This is a genomic window from Methylogaea oryzae (assembly GCF_019669985.1).
Classification (GTDB): Bacteria; Pseudomonadota; Gammaproteobacteria; order Methylococcales; family Methylococcaceae; genus Methylogaea; species Methylogaea oryzae.
In genome coordinates, this window is record NZ_AP019782.1 from 1046768 (window position 1) to 1066237 (window position 19470).

At 61.6% G+C, this 19470-nt stretch carries 9 protein-coding genes; 1 reads left to right on the plus strand and 8 read right to left on the minus strand.

Going from position 1 to position 19470, the window contains the following annotated elements:
* Positions 1-12: 12 nt before the first annotated feature.
* The 3 genes from K5607_RS05130 to K5607_RS05140 all read right to left on the minus strand — a co-directional run bounded on the left by K5607_RS05130 (position 13) and on the right by K5607_RS05140 (position 9799).
* On the minus strand, positions 13-5691 hold the full coding sequence (locus K5607_RS05130) for a PAS domain S-box protein (protein WP_221048401.1): 5679 nt from the start codon (positions 5689-5691) through the stop codon (positions 13-15).
* 60 nt (positions 5692-5751) lie between these two features.
* Positions 5752-6891: an HD-GYP domain-containing protein gene (locus K5607_RS05135; protein WP_054772981.1), complete on the minus strand. Its 1140-nt coding sequence runs from the start codon at positions 6889-6891 to the stop codon at positions 5752-5754.
* A 112-nt stretch (positions 6892-7003) separates the two neighbouring features.
* Entirely contained in the window at positions 7004-9799 is a 2796-nt protein-coding gene (locus K5607_RS05140) for a diguanylate cyclase domain-containing protein (RefSeq protein ID WP_221048402.1), read from the minus strand.
* 398 nt (positions 9800-10197) lie between these two features.
* Between K5607_RS05140 and K5607_RS05145 the strand changes: the two genes are divergently transcribed.
* Positions 10198-12462, plus strand: coding sequence for a putative bifunctional diguanylate cyclase/phosphodiesterase (locus tag K5607_RS05145; RefSeq protein ID WP_221048403.1), 2265 nt, complete (start codon positions 10198-10200; stop codon positions 12460-12462).
* A 276-nt stretch (positions 12463-12738) separates the two neighbouring features.
* Here K5607_RS05145 and K5607_RS05150 read toward each other — a convergent pair whose 3' ends face one another.
* From K5607_RS05150 to secA, 5 genes are all read right to left on the minus strand, one after another.
* Positions 12739-12936 (minus strand): hypothetical protein, encoded by a 198-nt coding sequence (locus K5607_RS05150; RefSeq protein ID WP_054772989.1) that lies wholly within the window; start codon positions 12934-12936, stop codon positions 12739-12741.
* Positions 12937-13185: 249 nt separating this feature from the next.
* A complete protein-coding gene (locus tag K5607_RS05155) occupies positions 13186-13710 on the minus strand; it encodes an O-acetyl-ADP-ribose deacetylase (RefSeq protein WP_054772990.1) in 525 nt (174 codons plus the stop codon).
* 360 nt (positions 13711-14070) lie between these two features.
* Positions 14071-14835, minus strand: coding sequence for a hypothetical protein (locus tag K5607_RS05160; RefSeq protein WP_156302319.1), 765 nt, complete (start codon positions 14833-14835; stop codon positions 14071-14073).
* 489 nt (positions 14836-15324) lie between these two features.
* Positions 15325-16542, minus strand: coding sequence for a bifunctional glutamate N-acetyltransferase/amino-acid acetyltransferase ArgJ (argJ, locus tag K5607_RS05165; RefSeq protein ID WP_221048404.1), 1218 nt, complete (start codon positions 16540-16542; stop codon positions 15325-15327).
* Positions 16543-16555: 13 nt separating this feature from the next.
* Positions 16556-19294 carry a preprotein translocase subunit SecA gene (secA, locus tag K5607_RS05170; RefSeq protein WP_221048405.1) on the minus strand — a complete coding sequence of 913 codons (2739 nt, stop codon included), beginning with the start codon at positions 19292-19294 and terminating at the stop codon, positions 16556-16558.
* Positions 19295-19470: the final 176 nt, after the last annotated feature.

The following is a 19470-nucleotide window of genomic DNA, read 5'->3' on the forward strand; positions in this document are numbered from 1 at the left end:
CGGCGGCGGGGGTTAGTTCGGTTTCAGCGTCGGTTGCATTTGCACAATGGCGCTCAGGGTCGCCAGCGCTCCGGCCATGTCGAAGCCCTCGATTTGCCGCGCCAGGGGCGCGGTGAGCGATGCGTCGACCCTGTCGGCGAGCAGCGGGCCCAATTCGCGCCAGGTGGCGATCGCCTGTATATCGTCCTCCGCCAGCTGCGTCTCCAGCCCCGCCACCAGGGCTTGAATGCGGGCGGACGGCGCACTGTCCTCCGGCGAGGGCGTCTCCGCGGGGGCGTACAGTTCGCCGATTTCCGCGCAAACCGCCGCCAGCGCGTTGCCCAGCAAATCGAGCAGGTCGGCGACTTCTCCTTCGTCGGCGCCGCTTTTGATCCTATGTTCCAGATCGTAGGCGATTTTGCGCAATTTTTCCGCCCCCAACGTGGCGGATACGCCCTTGAGCGAATGCGCCATGCGTTCGGCTCCTTGGAGATCGCCGTGGGTAAGCAGTTCCTGCAAGCGCAACGTGTCTTCGGCGTGGGTCTCGGCGAACTTGCGCAACATGCGGTGATAGCTCGGCACGTTGCCGCCGCTGTATTTCAGCCCGGCTTCCGCGTTGATCTGCTTTGTCGTGTCGGCGGCTCCATCGCCTGCCGTTTCCGCCGACGGCGGAGTGGTTTCCGCCTGGGAAGCGGGGGTTTTCGACCCCGGTATGAATTGCGCCAGGGTCCAGCACAGCCGGGCCGGATCGACCGGCTTGGAGATGAAGCCGTTCATGCCGGCCTCCTCGCAGCGCCTGCGGTCTTCCTCGAAGGCGTTGGCGGTCATCGCCAGGATGGGCAACTCGTTGTGCGCCGGGAGCTGCCGGATTCGGCGCGTCGCCTCCAGGCCGTCCATCACGGGCATCTGCATGTCCATCAGGACCAGGTCGTAACGCGTCCGTTCGATTTTTTCCATGGCCTCGCCGCCGTGGTTGGCGGTTTCGACCCGCAAGCCGTAGCCCTCCAGTATGCCCTTGGCTACTTCCTGGTTCAGTTGATTGTCCTCCACCAGCAGCACCAGCGCGCCCCGGCGCAGCGTCGCCGACGCCAGCGCGTCGGCCTCTTCGCTCAAGGCGCCCGCTTGGCCGCGCGCCAGGGACGCGGTGAACCAGAAGGTGCTGCCCTGGCCGAGCGCGCTGATCACGCCGGTTTCGCCGCCCATCATGCCGGCGAGTTTTCGGGAAATGGCCAATCCGAGCCCGGTGCCGCCGTATTTGCGCGTGGTGGAGGATTCGCCTTGCTCGAAAACCTCGAACAGCTTGTCCTGCTGCGCTTCGTCTATGCCGACGCCGGAATCCTGCACTTCGAACCGCAACGTCACCCGCGTCGGACCTTCGGAAAGGATTTTGGCGCGCAGGATGATGACGCCGCGATCGGTGAATTTGACCGCGTTGCCGATGTAGTTGACCAGGATCTGTCCCAGCCGCAGCGGATCGCCCTGCAACGGCAAGTCGTTCAGGCGGGGGTCGACTTCCTCGACCAGCGTCAGCCCTTTGCCGCTGATGCGGTCGGTCATCATGCTGCAAACGTGGTTGAGGGTGGCGGGGACGAGGAAAGTGATTTCCTCCAGGGTGAGCCGCGCCGCCTCGATTTTCGACAGGTCGAGGATGTCGTTGATGATGCCCAGCAGGTGTTTGCCGGATGCGATGATTTTATTGAGTTTGTCGCGATGGTCCGGCTGCCTGATTTGGCCTTGCAGCAGATGGGAGAAACCGATGATGGCGTTCAGCGGCGTGCGTATTTCGTGGCTCATATTGGCTAGGAAGGTGCTTTTGGACTGATTCGCGACTTCCGCCGCCTGTTTCGCCTTTTCCAGCTCGTTGGTTCGTACCGTGACGAGCTCTTCGAGGTGTTCGCGGTATCGCGCCAGTTCCTCTTCGTTGCGTTTCTTTTCCGTGATGTCTTCCTTGACGGCAACGTAATGCGTGACGGCGCCGGCGGGATTGCGCAACGGGATGATCTGCGCCCACTCGTCGAACTCGCTGCCGTCCTTGCGCTGGTTGATGAACTCGCCGCGCCACGCCTTGCCCTGGGTCAGGGTGGCCCAGAGATCGTCGTAAACGGCCTTCGGCGTGCGGTTCGATTTGAGGATGCGCGGATTTTGGCCGATGGCTTCCTCGCGGCTGTAGCCGGTGATTTCCGTGAAACGTTTGTTGACGTATTCGATCTCCGCGTCGAGATTGGTGATGATGACGCTGTTGAGGCTCTGCTCGACGCTGAGGGACAGCTTGCTGAGTTCCTCCTCGTATTTTTTCCGCTCGGTGATGTCGCGGGCGATTTTCGAAGCGCCGATCACCTGGCCGTTTTCGTCGTAAATGGGGGAAATCGTCGCGGATATGTATATGGTCGTTCCGTCCTTGCGGATGCGGACCGTTTCGTAATGGTCGAATTTTTCCCCCTGCTTGATCTTTTCCAAAATGTAGTCTTCCTCATTTTGGCGATCGGCGGGGAGCAGGTGCTTTATCGCCCTGCCCAGTATTTCGTCGGCGGTGTAGCCGAAAATGGCTTCCGCGCCGGGATTCCAACTGGTGACGGTGCCGTCCAGCGCTTTACTGATAATGGCGTCGTCGGACGAATTGACGATGGCCTCGAATTGTTTCATTTGCGCGTCCATGCGCTTGCGTTCGGTGATGTCGGTCCACACCACGTGGATCAGCGTTTTCCCGGCGAAGCCGATCGGCGTGAGCATGACTTCGGCGAAGAAATGCTCGCCGTTTTTCTTGATATGTTCCCATTCGAAACGGTGGCTGCCTTTTTCCTGGGCGATGCGGAACATTTTTTCCGCTTTGGCGGTGGACGACTGGCCGTCGGGTTGGTATTCCGGAGAAATAGCTGCAGGGGAAATTCCCCGGAATTCGTCCACGGAGTCGAAGCCTATCATTTCCAATGTGGCCGGATTAGCGTCGATGAAATGGCCGTCTTCGATCAGCATCAAGGGTTGTTTGGAATCGGCGAATAATTTGCGGAATCGCTCTTCGCTTTGGAACAGGCGCTCCTGCGCCTGGCGGCGCTCGGTGATGTCGAGATGCGTGCCGCTGACGATCAGGGGGGAGCCGTCGTTCGCGCGCCGGGTAATGCGGCCGCGGTCGGCGATCCAAACCCAATGGCCGTCCTTGTGGCGCATGCGCACGTCGCATTCGTAGTAATCGCTCTTGCCGTACAGGTGTTTTTGCAGCCGCTCGTTGGCGAGCTGCAGGTCGTCGGGGTGGACGAATTTTTCCCAGCTTTTTGTGGTGAACGGGACAAGCTCCGCCAGCGTGTAACCGAAAATTTCCGCCCACCGTTCGTTGAATATGGCCTTGCCGGTGGACAGGTTCCATTCCCAGGTGCCGGCGCCGGTAGCGTCGATGATGTTCCTCAGCCTTTCCCGCTCGCTATTAACCTGCTCTTCGATGATCAGGCGTTCGCTGATGTCCTGGAATACCACGACGGCGCCGAGCAGCTCGTTGCGCCTGACGATCGGGTGGGTCCAGCACTCCACCGGGAAGTTGCTGTTGTTTTTGCGCCAGAATATCCCTTTGGCGAAATGCCGCGGTTGTCCGTCCATGAATGTGGCGTACAACGGGCACTCTTCCTCGGGAAACGGCGTCCCGTCCGGGCGGCTATGATGGGCGGTGGCGTGCATGGGTTGGGTCAGCAGCTCTTCCGCGCTGCGGCCGAGCATGTCGGCGGCGGTCTTGTTGACGAAGGTGATATTGCCTTGCACGTCGAGCCCGACGATGCCGCTATTGGCGGATTCCAGCAGTAGCTTGGAATGTTCTTCGCTTTCCATCAGCGCGCGGCGGATATCCATGCCGTCCAGCGCGTAGGAAACGTCGCCGGCCAGCGCGGTCAGCAACGCCATCACCTGTTCGTCGAAAAAATTCGGCTCTTGGTTATAGACGGTGAATATCGCGTGGATTTTCTTATTGCGGAAAATGGGGAAACACGCGCTGGACTTCCAGCCGTATTGCGCGGCCTGGGCTTTCCACGGCGCCATGGCGGGATCGGTTCGCCAGTCGTTGGTGGCGATGGCCTTTTGCTCGCGGAAAGCGGTGCCCGTGGTGCCTCGCCCTTCGGGTAGGTCGGCGCGGCTGGATATGACGATGGTATCGAGGTAAGGGGTGCCGTATCCGTAACGGAACGTGGGATGAATTCGCCGGGTTTCGGGATCCTCGCTACCCACCCAAGCCATGCTCATCAGCCCATTATCGACGGGGATGCGGCACAACTCCTCGAATAATTGCTTGTCGTCGGTGGAATGCAGGAGGGTTTCGTTGATTTTGACCAGGTTCTCGTAGAGCGACTTTAATCGCTCCGAGCGGATTTCCGCGCGTTTGCGCTCGCTGATGTCTTGCACCGTCGCAACGATGAAATCGGCGCGGCCGTCTTGTTTGCGCACGCAGCGGACATCGATCAAGGTATAAACCACCGCGCCGTCCTTGCGGATGAAGCGCTTTTCCAGGGAATAGTCGTCGTGTTCGCCCCGCAGGAGGCTGTCGAAGCTTTCCAGGTCCGCCGAGACATCCTCCGGATGGGTCATTTCCTCCCAGGTTTTGCCCAACAGTTCCTCGACGGAGTAGCCGAGAATCTCGCATAAGCGGTCGTTGAAACGTATCCACCGTTTGGTTTCCGCGGAAGTGATGGCCATGCCGATAAACGGCAATTCGTAGAAGTTCCGCAACAGTTGATCGGCCTTGAGCTTTTCGGCTTCGACTTCCAGTGCGTGGGCGTAATCCTGTTGGCGCAACAAGCGGTAGAGCACGATAAGGATGACCACGACCGCCGCAAACACCACTCCGCCGATCCATAACAGCGTGTTCCACATGGGCGCCAGCACCTCGGCGCGGTCGATTTTCCCGACAATTCTCCATGGCGTTCCGGCGATGGGCCGATAGGCGCTCAAGACTTCCACGCCGCGGAAGTCCCACCCACGCATGATTCCCGGCTGATCCGCCAGGACGGCCGCGGCGGCGGGAAGGGCCGGCGTGTCCACCGGACGCCGGAATTGCAGGGGAGCGTTCGCGATGTGGTGTGTTTCACTCAGGAACAGCACGTCGTTGCCGTCCCGCCGCACCAGCACGGATCCCGCGCTTTCGCTGACGGTCGGCCAGGTTTGCAGGGTTTCGTAGAGGAAGCTTTTTAGGTTGATACGCAAAACGATGGCGGCGATGACGCGCTCCCCCGTCGGCGTCTTGGCGAGTATCGGCGCGATCCAGTCCATGTGGGTATGCCCCGTTTCCTCGCGGTACAGGTCGGTATGCAGGACCTGCTTGCTGTCGACGGTTTGGCGCAGCAGGTCTCTGACCAGCGGCGGAATATCGCGGTGATTGCCGGAACCGATCAACAGGTTGCCTTGGGTGTCCACCAATAGGGCACTCAAATAACCGTAGGAACGCAGCAAGAGATGTAGCCGATTGGACAGGAGGCGCCGGTTCAACGGATCGTTTTTGTGCTGAATGAGTTGCTCGACGCGCAGCGCCAAGTTTTCCGATCCCGACAGGGATTCGCTGTCCCCTTGCCGTTCCTGCAACCAGCTTTCGATGCGCGCGGCCTTGAGCGCCAGGATGCTTTCCAGGTTGCGGTAGGCGTCCCGCTCCATTTTCGGCGTTTGAACCACGACGAAAATGACGCCGATCAGCGGTACGAGCAGTATCAGCAGCACGAGATGCAGGGGAAGTCGTTTCTTCATGGCGGGCGGCGAGTCATCCGGTAATGATGAGGTTGGAACAGCGGGTCGGCGCGAACGCGGCTAGGCCGGATCGCCGTCCGAGTCCTTGTCCGCGTAGCGCGCCGCGATGGCGCGGAAATCGTCGAGGCGCGCTTTGAAGGCGTTGACCACCTCCGGGTCGAAATGGCTGCCCTTGCCTTGCTCGATGATGTCGGTGGCTCTTTCGATGGTGAACGGCGGCTTGTAGACGCGCCTGCTGATCAGCGCGTCGAACACGTCGGCGAGGGCCATCAGCCGCGCGGAAAGGGGGATGTCTTCGCCTTTCAGGCCCGCTGGGTAGCCGCTGCCGTCCCATTTTTCGTGGTGATGCTCGGCGATTTCCATGGCCCTGTAGAGGAAGTCGACGCCGGCCGGATCTTCTTCGTCCTGTATCGCGCGCCAAATGGCGTCCGCGCCGACTTTGGCGTGGGTTTTCATGATTTCCCATTCTTCCGGCGTGTGCTTGCCGGGTTTATGCAGCACCGAATCCGGTATGCCCACCTTGCCGATGTCGTGCAGCGGGGCGGTTTTGGTGATGTGCTCGATCTGGCCGGGGGTGAGGATGTCCTGGTATTTGGGCAGCTTCGCCAGCTCTTGGCAAAGCACGTTGACGTATCCCTGGGTGCGCATGATGTGGTTGCCGGTTTCGTTGTCGCGGGCTTCCGCCAAACTGGCCAATGCGCGCATGCTGACGTCTTGTATGCGCTGGTTCTGCTGCATGCGGCGCTGCACTTCCGCTTCCAGCCAAGCGTTTTGGTCGCGCATGCGGTCGCGCGCGTCCTTCAGCTCCAGCTGGGCGAGGACGCGGGCCAGGACCACGGCGGGTTGCACCGGCTTGGTGATGTAGTCGGCGGCGCCCAGGGTCAGGCCGCGGGTTTCGTCTTCGACGGCGTCCAGCGCGGTGACGAAGATGACCGGGATGTCGCGGGTGTCGTCGGCGTCCTTCAACCGGGTGATGACTTCGTAGCCGTCCATTTCCGGCATCATCACGTCCAGCAGGATGAGATCGGGGCGTGGGCTGGACGCCGCCGCGGCCAGCGCCCTGGCGCCGGAGTTGGCGACGCGTATGCGGTAGTAGGGCATGAGAATTTCGCCCAGTACCGTCAGGTTTTCCGGGGTGTCGTCCACTAGCAGCAAGGTTTTCTGCGCTTGGGACGTTTTGTCTGCGGGATGTTCGGTCATTGGCGCGGGTTCGTGCGGAGTAGGGAAGACGGCGTGTACCGGTTAATGAATATAGTCGGGCGTTGCCGGTCCGTGACATAGCGTTCGACCGCCCGTATCGCGTTCGGTGCCGTCATACGGTGCGGTTCCGGGATCGGTTGGGGCGTGGCGCATGGGTGAACAGCCCGTGGAACCGGCTGTCCTCTTTCAGCATGTGGCCGACCACGACTTTGGAGGCGATGAAGTCGATCAGTTCGCCGACCGGCAACATCCCTTCGGCGGCTTGCCGGCGCAGGTCTTGGGCGTGCTCGAGCAACACGCGGTGCTGATCGGCATGCCGGCTCAAGGCCTCGTAATCGTGGTCGCGCAGCACGGCTTCCTCGTGCGCGAAATGCGCGGTCACGTGTGCCAAGAGTTCGTCGAAAGCCTGGTTGACCGCCGGCGGATCGGCCTCGTGCTTCACCGCCAAATCCAGCAGCGTATTGGCACGGCGGAACAGTTCCTTGTGTTCCTCGTCGATGGAGGGTTCGCCGCAGGCATAGGCCGGTTGCCACATGACCCGTATGACGGGGCGGCTGTTTTGGGCGGGCGCCGCCGCCGCGAACACCTCCACGGCGTTGCGTCCTCCCTTTTTGGCCCGGTACATCGCTTCGTCGCCGAAGCGCAGCAGGTCGCGCGGGGTGTCGGCGTGGTCGGGGTAGATCGCTATGCCGATGCTGGACGAGATGTGAAGGGCAGCGCCGTCCGGGGTGACGAACGGCTCTTCGAGGGTGGCGCGAATTTTTTCGGCGACGGCGAGGGCGCTTTGCGCTGTTTCGGCGTCCGGCAGCAGCACCACGAACTCGTCGCCGCCGATGCGGGCGGCCGTGTCCGATTCCCTCAGGCAGTTCTGCATGCGCTCGGCGACGCGCTGCAACAGCCAGTCCCCGGTCGCATGGCCCCGCATGTCGTTGACCTGCTTGAATTTGTCCAGGTCGATGAACAGCAGCGACATGCGGCTGTGGTCGCGCTGGGCGCGCGCGATGACTTGGTGCAGGCGGTCTTCCAGCAATCGCTGGTTGGGGAGCGTGGTCAGCGGGTCGTGGAAGGCCATCTGGCGGATGGCCTGCTCGGCCGCCTTGCGTTCGGTGATGTCGCGGCTGATGCCGAGGAGTTGCCGGGGGCGTCCGGCTTCGTCCAACAGGAGGGTGGCGATCAATTCGGCCGGCGCCATATGGCCGTCTTTGTGCGGCAGCTCCACCTCCAGGGTTTCGTGGCGGACCGTCTGGCCGGGCGCGCCCAGGCGAGCGACGATGCCTTCCAGCGTTTTTTTCACCTTGGCTTCCATTTTCGGCGTGAGCATCGCGCTTAACGGCTGGTTCAGGATCTCTTCCGGCGCCCAGCCGCGCAAGTGCTTGATCGCGTGATTGATGTAACTGAAGCGCATCTCCGGCAAATCCACCAGCCAGATGACTTCGCTGCTGTTTTCCGCAATCAGCCGATACATTTCCTGGCTTTGCCGCAGCCCTTCGGCCAGGCTCGCCCGTTCCACGGCCAGCTGGGCCAGCTTGGCATAGTCTTCGATCAGCTGGATTTCCTGTTCGGTCGGGCGGGCCGGTTCGCGGTGATAGACGGCGAACGTCCCCAGCACCTTGCCCTGGCTGTTCTTGAACGGCTGGGACCAGCAGGCGCGCAAGCCGGCTTGTTCCGCCACGTCGCGGAACGGCCGCCAATAGGCGTGGGTGCGTACGTCTTCGACCACGACGCGTTCGCCGCGGAAAGCGGCGGTGCCGCAGGAGCCGATGCTGTCGCCGATGGGCACTTTGGCGGTTATTTGCCGCCAGGATTCGGGCAGGCTGGGCGAGGCGGCGTTGCACAGGTGGGTGCCGGCTTCGTTCACCAGCAACACCGAGCACAAGGCGCCGGGATGGATGTTTTCCATGATGCGCATCAGCTCGCTCAGGATGGTCTCCAGCGGCGCGTTGTCGGCGAGCATCTGCAGGATCCGGTTGTTGGTCCACAGGTAGCGCGTGCGTTCTTCCAGCAGCGCTTCGGCGCGCAGGCGGGCGGTGGATAGGCTGTTCAGTTCGTGCCGGGTTTCGTTGAGCCAGGCCATGACGCTGTCTGCGTCGACGGGAACCGCGACGGCCGGCGGCGAGAAGTCGCCGCGGCCGAGGCGGGCGATTTGCGTTTGCAGCTCGCCGGGCGACGCCCCGAGCAGGGTGAGCAGCGACCGGTAGCTGCGCCACAGCAGGTACAACCAGAACAGGCTGGTGCCGACGAAAATGACGCGGAAGACGTTGGCGTGGAATATGGCCCGTTCCACCGCGGCGGCGGTGCGGGCGTCCATCAGGTCGTTGAACTGGCTGATCGGGCGCAGAATGTTCAGCTTGGCTTGGTCGTAGGCCTTATCGAACAGGATTTGCCGGGCGCGCTGCTTGTCGGCTGTGGGGTCCGCGGCGGTGCTGTCGAACAGGCGTATGGCTTCCATTTCCGTTTGCGCCAGCGCGTCCGAGTTGCGTTTGGCGTCGGCCAACAGGCTGAATTCGTTTTCGCCGAAGGCGGCGCCTTTCACCAGGTCCAGCAACGGAACGGCATCGGCGGCTTTGTCTTGCGGGAACTGGTCGCCGTAGACCACCAGGTCCCAGTAATAGAGGTGGTTGGCCGGGCGCGGCCGACGGCCTTCGCGTATGTCGATGATTTCCTGGAAATAGCGCTTGTAGTCCGGATTGCCGGTGACGATATAGCTGCGCGCCATCTTGGTCAGGCTTTCGGACGAGTGGCGCAGCTCGTCGGCCAGTTGCAGCGCGTTCAGGCGAAGATTACTGACGCGTTCGACGTTTTTTTCGCTGTAGACGTAGAGGGCGAAGGTCACCACCACAACGCCGAAGATCGACGTCGCCACGGTAACCCAGAAGGTCAGATTGCGATTTTTGCTTGGTTGAAGCATGGGGCCGAACGGGATTCTGTCGGAAAGAGCGGGTCAAAGCAGAGGGCGGAAAACTAGGGGCGAGCTTGTCCTGTCGTCTGGTCAGGGCGATGCTTTATTAAGATTAGTAGAATATTCCGGTTGGTGGCCGCAATAGGGCGACGGCGCGGGATATTTAGGCAACATCCCGTGGGCAAGCGGCCGCTACGGCGGGGACGCGTCCAACGGGGTAACATAGGGCGCTGCAAACCTTTCCTCCGAATCGCGTTCGAAGCCGAAGAGGCCTGCGACGCGCAGGGGCGCCGCCGGCACAGGGTTTGACATTCCACATCCACGGCGAACCAGGCAGCAATGGGGGAATCCATCTCGTGGCGATGCTTCGATCCGTTCGCGACATATTGTCTTCACCGCAGGTCGATTTGGAAGATGTCGAAAATTGGCGCGATCGCGTCCTGTCGACCATCTTGTCCGTCGCCATGGTGCTGGGCTCGGTCGCGGCCGTTCCCAGCATCCTGATTTCGGTGAGCGACGGCCTTTGGTCCATCGCCGTCGTCGATTGCGTCGCGCTGTTGTGGCTGGCTTTCATCCGGCGTCGGCGCGAGTCGCCGTTCCGTTGGCGCGCCCGGAACTTCATCTGTCTGCTTTACCTTCTGGGGCTTGCGCTGCTGCTCAAGGTCGGCCCTGCGGCGCAGATTTACCTGATGGCGGGGCCGGTGATGACGGCGCTGCTGCTCGGTTTGCGCTCGGCCCTGTTCGCGCTGGCCTTGAACGCCGCCACGCTGCTGGGTGTCGGTTATTATGCCAACGCCGACATCCATCTGCCGGGGTTCGCCGGGGCGCCGCTGCTGGAGTGGATCGTCATCACCATCAACTTCGCTTTTGTGAACGCGCTGATGACCGTTTCCAGCGCGGTGCTGCTGCACAAGCTGGAGATTTCCCTGCAAAAACAGAGCGCCATCACCGTGTCCCTGGCGGAAGGCCATGAGCGCTTGCGCGAAAGCGAGGCGTTGTACCGCGCTACTTTCGAGAATGCGCCGGTGGGGGTGTCGCACCTGGATTTGGACGGACGCTGGTTGGCGGTGAACGACGAGTTGTGCGAGATCACCGGCTATAGCCGCGACGAGATGCTGAGTCTCCGCTATGGGGATATCGCCGAGCCGGAGGATGTCGAAGCGGATGCGCCGGCCATGGCGGCGCTGCTGCGCGGCGACATCCCCAGCCTCAACCGCGAGCAGCGTTATATCAGGAAGGACGGCGCGCCGGTTTGGGTGCATCGGCGGACGTCGCTGGTGCGAAACGCCGCCGGAGATCCCAAGCATTTGGTGGTGGTGGCCACCGATATTACCGAGCGCGTGCGGTACGAGGTCGAGCTGGAATATCAGGCGACCCATGACGCGCTTACCGGGTTGGCCAACCGCAACCTGCTTAACGACCGCCTGGAGCAGGCCCTGGCCGGCGCGTCGCGGCACGGCCGGAACGTGGCGGTGCTTTTCCTCGATCTCGACAATTTCAAGATTATCAACGACAGCCTGGGACACGGGGTCGGCGACGAGTTGATCAAGTCCGTCGGCGAGCGCCTGGCCGGTTGCGTGCGCGACATGGACACGGTCGCCCGCGCCGGCGGCGACGAATTCGTGCTGATCCTCGCCGACGCGGAGTCGGAAAACGAGGTGGCGACAGCCATGTCGCGGATTTTGGAAGTCGTGGCGGGGCTCTACCAGGTCGCCCGGCACGAATTGCACGTCACCTGCAGCATTGGCGCGAGCCTGTTCCCCCGCGACGGCGCCGACCCCGAAACCTTGCTCAAGAACGCCGATGCCGCCATGTATCGCGCCAAGGAAGGCGGGCGCAACCGTTGCAAGTTCTATCAGGAGGAAATGAACGCCCGGCTGGGTCAGCGGCTTTCGCTGGCGGCGAAGTTGCGGCACGCCTTGGAGCGGGACGAACTGCTGCTGCATTACCAGCCGCAAGTGGACCTGCGCAGCGGCGCCATCGTCGGCGCCGAAGCGCTCATCCGCTGGCGGCATCCGGAATTGGGACTGGTTCCACCTTCCCAGTTCATTCCCATCGCGGAGGAAACCGGGCTGATCGTGCCCATCGGCGAATGGGTGTTGCATGCCGCCTGCGTCCAGGCGCAGTCGTGGGCCGCGATGGGCCTGCCGCGCATTCGGGTTGCCGTGAACATTTCTGCGCGCCAGTTCCGGCACAAGGGGTTGCTTGAATCGATCCAGCAGGCGCTTCGTTTGAGCGGCATCCCTCCCGGATATCTGGAGGTTGAGATCACCGAAAGCATGATCATGTATGGTCCGGAGGAAACCATCCGGCTGCTGCGAAATCTCAAGGACCTCGGTTTGCAAATCGCCTTGGACGACTTCGGCACGGGTTTTTCCAGCCTGAGCTATTTGAAGCGTTTTCCCATCGATGTGCTGAAAATCGATCAATCCTTCGTGCGTGGCATCGTGAGCGACCGGGAAGATGCCGCCATCGTCAAAACGGTGATCGGCTTGGCGCACAGCCTCGAGTTGAGGACCATCGCGGAAGGCGTGGAAACCGCCGAGCAGGCCGGCTTGCTGCGGGGATGGGCGAGCGACGAAGTGCAGGGCTACCATTTCAGCCGCCCACTGGATGCCGATGCGTTCATCGGCCGCTTGCGCGAAGGACGGCGCTTTGTCATTGACGGATAGGGGGGACAGCCGGCGCGTCGACGGATCCGCTTTCCGTCCTGAGGGAAGGCCGTGCGTAGGGACGGGGTTTGGTTATTAGGGGGATGCGGCGGCTCGAAAGACGGCACGGACTCGGGGCGAGGCCATTGAATGCCGGTGAGCGGTTGTGTGGATCAGGCGGAGCGCCATGGCGGCGCGGGGTTCGGCGGCCATCCTTGCCCTATGGATACAGCGCGTCTTCCTTGCGGGGGCGGGAGAGCCGGCCGTAGCGGAAGCATCCGCTAGCGGCCGGGACGGTTACATCTGCTCGCAGGGAACATGTTTTTCCTGGCTCCGGCGTGAAGTGTTTTTGGCGAGCCACAAGAGCGCGGCGGCCGGCAGGATCAGCAGCGGAAATTCCAGGATCACCGCACCCACCACCATGACGCTGAACAGCGCGGCGGCTGCCAGCAGGAGCAGCAGGGGACCAAATACCAACAGATAGAAAATGTGCATATATACCTCTTTCGCTTTAACGTTCGAGGCTAGGATACCCAATTCCCACCAAATTAGGGGGAAACTTATTGTGGAGAAAAAGGAAACAATGACAATTTCGTTACAGTCATGTGTTTTTTTATGGAAACAATAAGCGGCGCTTATGCCCAGGCGGAAAAAAGGAGGGTCTGGCACCGACATTCTGCCGAGCCGTTCACAATTTGGCGCGATGGTTGACTGCGGGAGCGCGGCGAATGGGGCGATAGGCGATCAAGAAGGGGCGGTGGCGGCGGCAAGTTGTTTTTCGTAGATCGCGAGGTCGGGCGAGGAAAAACAGCAAAAAATCACCGTTTCAATGGCGGGCAATCGCTTCAGCGTGGCCGAAACCGCCCCCACCGCGACGGTTACGGCCAGCGCCATGGGATAGCCGAATACGCCGGTGCTGATGCTGGGAAAGGCGATGCTGCGTATGCCGTGGTCGGCGGCGATTTCCAGCGAGCGGCGATAACAGGAGGCCAGGTTTTCCTGTTCGCCCGCGCCGCCGCCATGCCAGATGGGACCGACGGTGTGGATGACGAACTTGGCCGGCAGGCGGTAGCCCCCAGTGAGCTTGGCGTCGCCCACTCGGCAACCGCCGAGCCGCCTGCATTCTTCCAGCAATTCCGGCCCCGCCGCGCGATGGATAGCGCCGTCGACGCCTCCTCCCCCCAGCAGCGACGTATTGGCGGCGTTGACGACGGCGTCCACCGCCAGGGTGGTGATGTCGGCTTGTACGGCACGGAGGATGGCGGCCATGGGGTGTGCTCCTGAAAGCGGCGGACGAATCCGTTGGGTTACGGCAGCGGCACGAAAAGATCAGGGGAGAAGTGACGCCGGATCCGACTTCCCCCACCCGGTAGGGCGGAACGCGCAGCGGTTCCGCCTTTTACGGTTCATCGTCGGCACGTTGCGATGTCCGACGAAAAAAACCGGCGCCCGGCGCGGCCAACGGGCTGATGGTAGGGCGGTTAGGTGCACATCGTAACCCGAGGATTCCGCGAAAAGGTGGGTCACACGAGGACGTTAATTCGCCCTACGGCCCTCCGGTTGGCTACTATGTTAAATCAATGTTGGAATGAGGGAGCTGATCCCGCTACTGCCCGGCCCATGTTTTTGTTATTTTCTGGCTTGGTGTGGAGCTAGTGTTTTATTGATAAAATCACGATCCTTTGTTAGATACTCCTTGTGCAGGCTATTTGAACGAAATAGATGAATATTTCTATCAATATATCCGCAGCTATAAGCATTGTCGGCTTGGCGCCACTCGTTAAATAAATAAGCGACGTATTTCCCTATCAGTCCTCCTCCGTACACGAACTCCGTCGATTGCGCTATAATTTCGCCGTTGATTGCATTTAGAACTTTGACTCGACTGACCTGGAAGCCCGGTTTGAATATCGGTGACACTGGTTCGGGAGGCGTTACCTCGAAATCATAGCGGCTTTGTCGGCTTGTTATGAAAATTGTTCTAGTAGCTCGCCCATCCCATGTATTTAGTGTATAGCCATGCTTATGCTTATAATTAAATTTCCGCTCAAAATATTGGTATTGTCTCTCCTTTAGAAGGTTAAGCGGGGCTTGGCTGTCATATCTTGAGTCATTGTGACGAACTAAAAAACCATCAACGTTCTCTATAGGGCTAGTAAAGAGCTCATCGAATTCCGCAGTGTTGCATGCGGCGCGAAATGAAACATATCCGTTCGCAAGTAAAGCAATTGGAGTAAAAGTTGCTGTGAAAAAGAAGGCGGCTTTGACATTGGTCCGCGACTTGGAAAACCAGTTTTTGGCGACCAACACGGAGAGGGCAAGATAGGCAATAGGCAATAGCAACAGTTGCGCTATTACATATAAATGCAATAGTAGAAACGGTATTGTTTCCATGCAGTTCGCTATAGTTTTGCTTTGTTTTCAAGTTTGCGAGGATCGGGGTCAGGTCTTGGTTGCGGGGCTTGGCAATGCCGCGCAGTCGAGCGGGCGGTAGTCCCGCCCTGGTAGCTGCTAGCCAGGGGTACAGAGGGGTATAGGGTCATGCGTTTTGCCACACGTTTAACCCCGTCTTGATCAATGGCACAGAAATTTACTAGTTATCCGCCCGCCTGTCTGTCAGCCTAGGCTTACAATCGCGATGATTTTGACTTGCGATAAGAAGGTCAGCCACGCAGCGTGGATTCGGCGTAGCGGAATCTGCGGTGAAGGGGTGTGTCGAGAAATGGGATTAGGCTGCTTTTGGATGTGCCGACACCAGAAGCGTCAACGGCCGCTCGGGAGTCGATAGGGAGGGGCGGGGGTGTTTTGGTGCGGAACACGAGATGGCGGAACCGCTAACGCGTTCCGCCCTGCCGCGGGTTGGCGGAGCAAGGCGTTCCGCGGTCAAGTCCGGTATTCGGCGTTGATCTTGACGTAGTCGAAGGAGAAGTCGCAGGTGAGCACTTCGCAGGCGCTGTCGCCGCGCCCCAGGTCGATGGCGACGACGATTTCTTCCGGCGCCATGGCGGCTACTCCGGCTTCTTCCGTGTAGCTTGGGGCGCGTCCGCCGTTTTCGACGATGCGCACGCCGTTCAGGTCGATGGTGATGCGCTCGATGTCCAGATTGTCGCAGCCGGCGCGGCCGACGGCGGCCAGGATGCGGCCCCAGTTGGGGTCGCTGGCGAAGAAGGCGGTTTTCACCAAGGGCGACAGGGCCACCGTGTTGGCCACCTGGTGGGCTTCCGCTTCGTCCTCGGCTTTGGCCACCTGGATGCGCATGAGCTTGGTGGCGCCTTCGCCGTCGCGGGCGATGGCTTCGGCCAATTCCTTGCACACGGCCTCCACGGCGGCGGCGAAAGCGGCGTAGTGGGGGCTGTCGGCGCTGGTGATGGCCGGGGCGCTGGAGTAGCCGCTAGCCAGCAGCACGCAGGCGTCGTTGGTGGAGGTGTCGCCGTCCACGGTGACGCGGTTGAACGACAGTTCCACCGCGCGGCTCAAGGCCTGTTGCAACAGGGGCTGGGGCAGGCGGGCGTCGGTGGCGACATACCCCAGCATGGTGGCCATGTTGGGATGGATCATGCCCGAGCCCTTGGCGATGCCGGTGACGGTGACGGTGTGGCCGTCGATGTCCACCGCGCGGCTGGCACCCTTGGGACGGGTGTCGGTGGTCATGATGGCCGTCATGGCCTTGTGCCAGTGGTTTTCCGACAGGTCGGCCACGGCTTCCGGCAGGGCGAGGGCGATTTTTTCCAGCGGCAGGTATTCGCCGATGACGCCGGTGGAAAAGGGCAGCACTTGATTGGCGGCGCCGCCGGTCAGGGCGGCCACGGCCTGGCAGCTGGCCCGGGCGTGTTCCATGCCCCTGGCGCCGGTGCCGGCGTTGGCGTTGCCGGAATTGACCACGAGCCAGCGCGGGGCTTGGCCCAGGTGTTCCTTGGCCACCGTCACCGGCGCGGCGCAGAAGGCGTTGCGGGTGAAAGTGGCGGCCATGCTGCCGCCTTCGGCCAGCTCGAACACCACCAGGTCGTCCCGGGTGGTGCGCTTGATGCCGGCGCAGGCGGTGCCGACGCGCACGCCGGCGATGGGCAACAGTTCCGGTGTTTTAGCGACGCCTACCGCCATGTCGCGCGCTCCTTTAGTTCAGGCTGCCGTGGCAGGCTTTGTATTTCTTGCCCGAACCGCAGGGGCAGGGGTCGTTGCGGCCGACTTTTTGCGTGTCGCGCACGAAGGGGCGGGCATCGCTGATGGGGATGACGTTGGCTTCCATGGGCGGCTGTTCTTGCTGGGCCGGCTGCGGCTCCAGGGCGCTGACTGCCTCGGCGTGCTCGAAGTGCATTTGCGCTTCGGGCGGCTGGTGCAGTTGCTCGTCCATGGCCTCCACGTCCGCTTCGGTGTGAACCTGGGCCTTGCACAGGATGCCGACGGTTTCCTGCTTGATGTCTTCCAGCATGGTGCTGAACATCAGGAAGGCTTCGCGCTTGTACTCCTGCTTGGGATCGCGCTGGGCGTAGCCGCGCAGGTGGATGCCCTGGCGCAGGTAGTCCATGGCCGCCAAGTGTTCCTTCCAGGTATTGTCCAGCACTTGCAGCATGGCCGATTTTTCGAAGTGGCGCATGACCGGCTCGCCCAGAGCCGCTTCCTTGGCTTTGTAGGCCTGTTCCAGGTGCTCGGCGATATGCTCGCGAATGGTTTGCTCGTGCCAATCCGGGTGCTGGTGGATCAATTCCTCCACCGGCAGGGGCAGGGCGAGCTCCCGCTCCAAGGCCTCTTCCAGGCCTTTGAGGTTCCACTGTTCCTCCAGCGTCTGCGGCGGCATGTAGCGGTCGATGATGGCGCTCACCACGTCGTGGCGCACGGCTTCCATGACCTCGCTGATGTCGTCCAGCTCCATGAGCTCGTCGCGCTGCTGGTAGATGACGCGGCGCTGGTCGTTGGCGACGTCGTCGAATTCCAGCAGGGATTTGCGGATGTCGAAGTTGCGGGCTTCCACCTTGCGCTGGGCGTTTTCGATGGCGCGGGTGACCCACGGGTGTTCGATGGCTTCGCCTTCGCCCATGCCCAACTTCTGCATCAGGCTCGCCACCTTGTCGGAGGCGAAGATGCGCATGAGGTTGTCTTCCAGGGACAGATAGAAGCGGGTCGAGCCCGGGTCGCCCTGGCGGCCGGAACGGCCGCGCAGCTGGTTGTCGATGCGCCGCGATTCGTGGCGTTCCGAGCCGACGACGTGCAGGCCGCCGGCGGCGACGACCTGGTCGTGGCGCTGCTGCCAAGCGCGTTTGACTTGTTCTTCGGTGGCCGCGTCCACTTCGCCCAAGGCCGCCAGTTCTTCCTCCAGGCTGCCGCCCAGCACGATGTCGGTGCCGCGGCCGGCCATGTTGGTGGCGATGGTGACCGCGCCCGGCTTACCGGCCTGGGCGATGATGTGGGCTTCCCGTTCGTGCTGCTTGGCGTTGAGCACTTCGTGGGCGATACCTTCCTTGCGCAGCAGGGCGGACAGGTATTCCGAGTTTTCGATGGACGCCGTGCCCACCAGCACCGGTTGCTGGCGGTTGATGCAATACTTGATGTCCTCGACGATGGCGTTGTACTTCTCCGGCACCGTCAGGTAGACCAAATCGCCCATGTCCTTGCGCTTCATGGGCTTGTTGGGCGGGATGATGACCACTTCCAGGCCGTAAATCTGCGAGAATTCCGCCGCTTCCGTGTCGGCCGTGCCGGTCATGCCGGACAGCTTGCGGTACATGCGGAAGTAGTTCTGGAAGGTGATGGAGGCCAGTGTCTGGTTTTCGTTTTGGATCTGCACCTTTTCCTTGGCTTCCATGGCTTGGTGCAGGCCGTCGGACCAGCGGCGGCCGGGCATGGCGCGGCCGGTGAATTCGTCGACGATGATGACCTGGCCGTCGCGCACGATATAGTCCACGTCGCGCTGGAACAGCACATTGGCGCGCAGACAGGCGTTGATGTAGTGCATCAGGCGGATGTTCTTGATCTCGTACAGGCTCTCGCCTTCCTGGATCAGGCCGTGCTGCACCATCATGCGTTCCATGGCTTCGTGGCCGGCCTCGGTGAGGAAGGCCTGGCGCGACTTTTCGTCCACGCTGTAGTCGCCGGGCATGCCTTCCTTTTCCTGCTTGCTCAGGAAGGGAATCAGCTCGTTGATCTGCTGGTACAGGTCGGTGCGGCCTTCCGTGGGGCCGGAGATAATCAGCGGGGTGCGCGCTTCGTCGATGAGGATGGAGTCCACTTCGTCGACGATGGCGAAGAACTGGCCGCGCTGCACCTTCTCCTTGAGGCTGAAGGCCATGTTGTCGCGCAGGTAGTCGAAGCCGAATTCGTTGTTGGTGCCGTAGGTGATGTCGGCGGCGTAGGAGGCGCGGCGCTCCTCCTGGCTGAGGCCGCCGATGATGCAGCCGGTGGTCATGCCGAGGAAGCCGTAGACCTTGCCCATCCAGTTGGAGTCGCGGCGGGCCAGGTAGTCGTTCACCGTGACCACGTGCACGCCCTTGCCGGGCAGGGCGTTGAGGTACGCGGCCAGGGTGGCGACCAGGGTTTTGCCTTCGCCGGTCTTCATTTCGGAAATCTTGCCGTCGTGCAGCACCATGCCGCCGATCAGCTGCACGTCGAAGTGGCGCATGTTGAGGGCGCGCCAAGCGGCTTCGCGCACGGCGGCGAAGGCTTCCGGCAGCAGCTGGTCGAGGGTTTCGCCTTTTTCCAGGCGGTCGCGGAATTCCTGGGTCTTGCCGGCCAGCTGCTGGTCGCTCAGGGCCTTGAATTGCGGCTCCAGGGCGTTGATTTTCTTGACCAGCTTTCTTTTTTTCTTCAAGAGGCGGTCGTTGCGGCTGCCAACAATTTTCTTAACCAGTCTGCCTAGCATGGGTTTGCGCTTCCAAAAGGTGGGGCCGGCCGCGGGCGGGCGGCATTCGGCGGGACGCGGCGGCCGGCGAAAGCCGGCCTAGCCAAATTTCGGCAATTTTATCACTTTGTGAGGCAAGCCGGTAAGCCGCGCAGAGGGTGCGCGTCGGCGGGATGCGATTCGCCGGGAAAAAACCG

Excerpts from the sequence above, each read along its gene's own strand:
- K5607_RS05130 (WP_221048401.1), bottom strand. The coding sequence starts at position 5,691 with ATGAAGAAACGACTTCCCCTGCATCTCGTGCTGCTGATACTGCTCGTA.
- argJ (WP_221048404.1), bottom strand. The coding sequence starts at position 16,542 with ATGGCGGTAGGCGTCGCTAAAACACCGGAACTGTTGCCCATCGCCGGC.
- K5607_RS05150 (WP_054772989.1), bottom strand. The coding sequence starts at position 12,936 with ATGCACATTTTCTATCTGTTGGTATTTGGTCCCCTGCTGCTCCTGCTG.
- K5607_RS05140 (WP_221048402.1), bottom strand. The coding sequence starts at position 9,799 with ATGCTTCAACCAAGCAAAAATCGCAATCTGACCTTCTGGGTTACCGTG.
- secA (WP_221048405.1), bottom strand. The coding sequence starts at position 19,294 with ATGCTAGGCAGACTGGTTAAGAAAATTGTTGGCAGCCGCAACGACCGC.
- K5607_RS05135 (WP_054772981.1), bottom strand. The coding sequence starts at position 6,891 with ATGACCGAACATCCCGCAGACAAAACGTCCCAAGCGCAGAAAACCTTG.
- K5607_RS05155 (WP_054772990.1), bottom strand. The coding sequence starts at position 13,710 with ATGGCCGCCATCCTCCGTGCCGTACAAGCCGACATCACCACCCTGGCG.
- K5607_RS05160 (WP_156302319.1), bottom strand. The coding sequence starts at position 14,835 with ATGGAAACAATACCGTTTCTACTATTGCATTTATATGTAATAGCGCAA.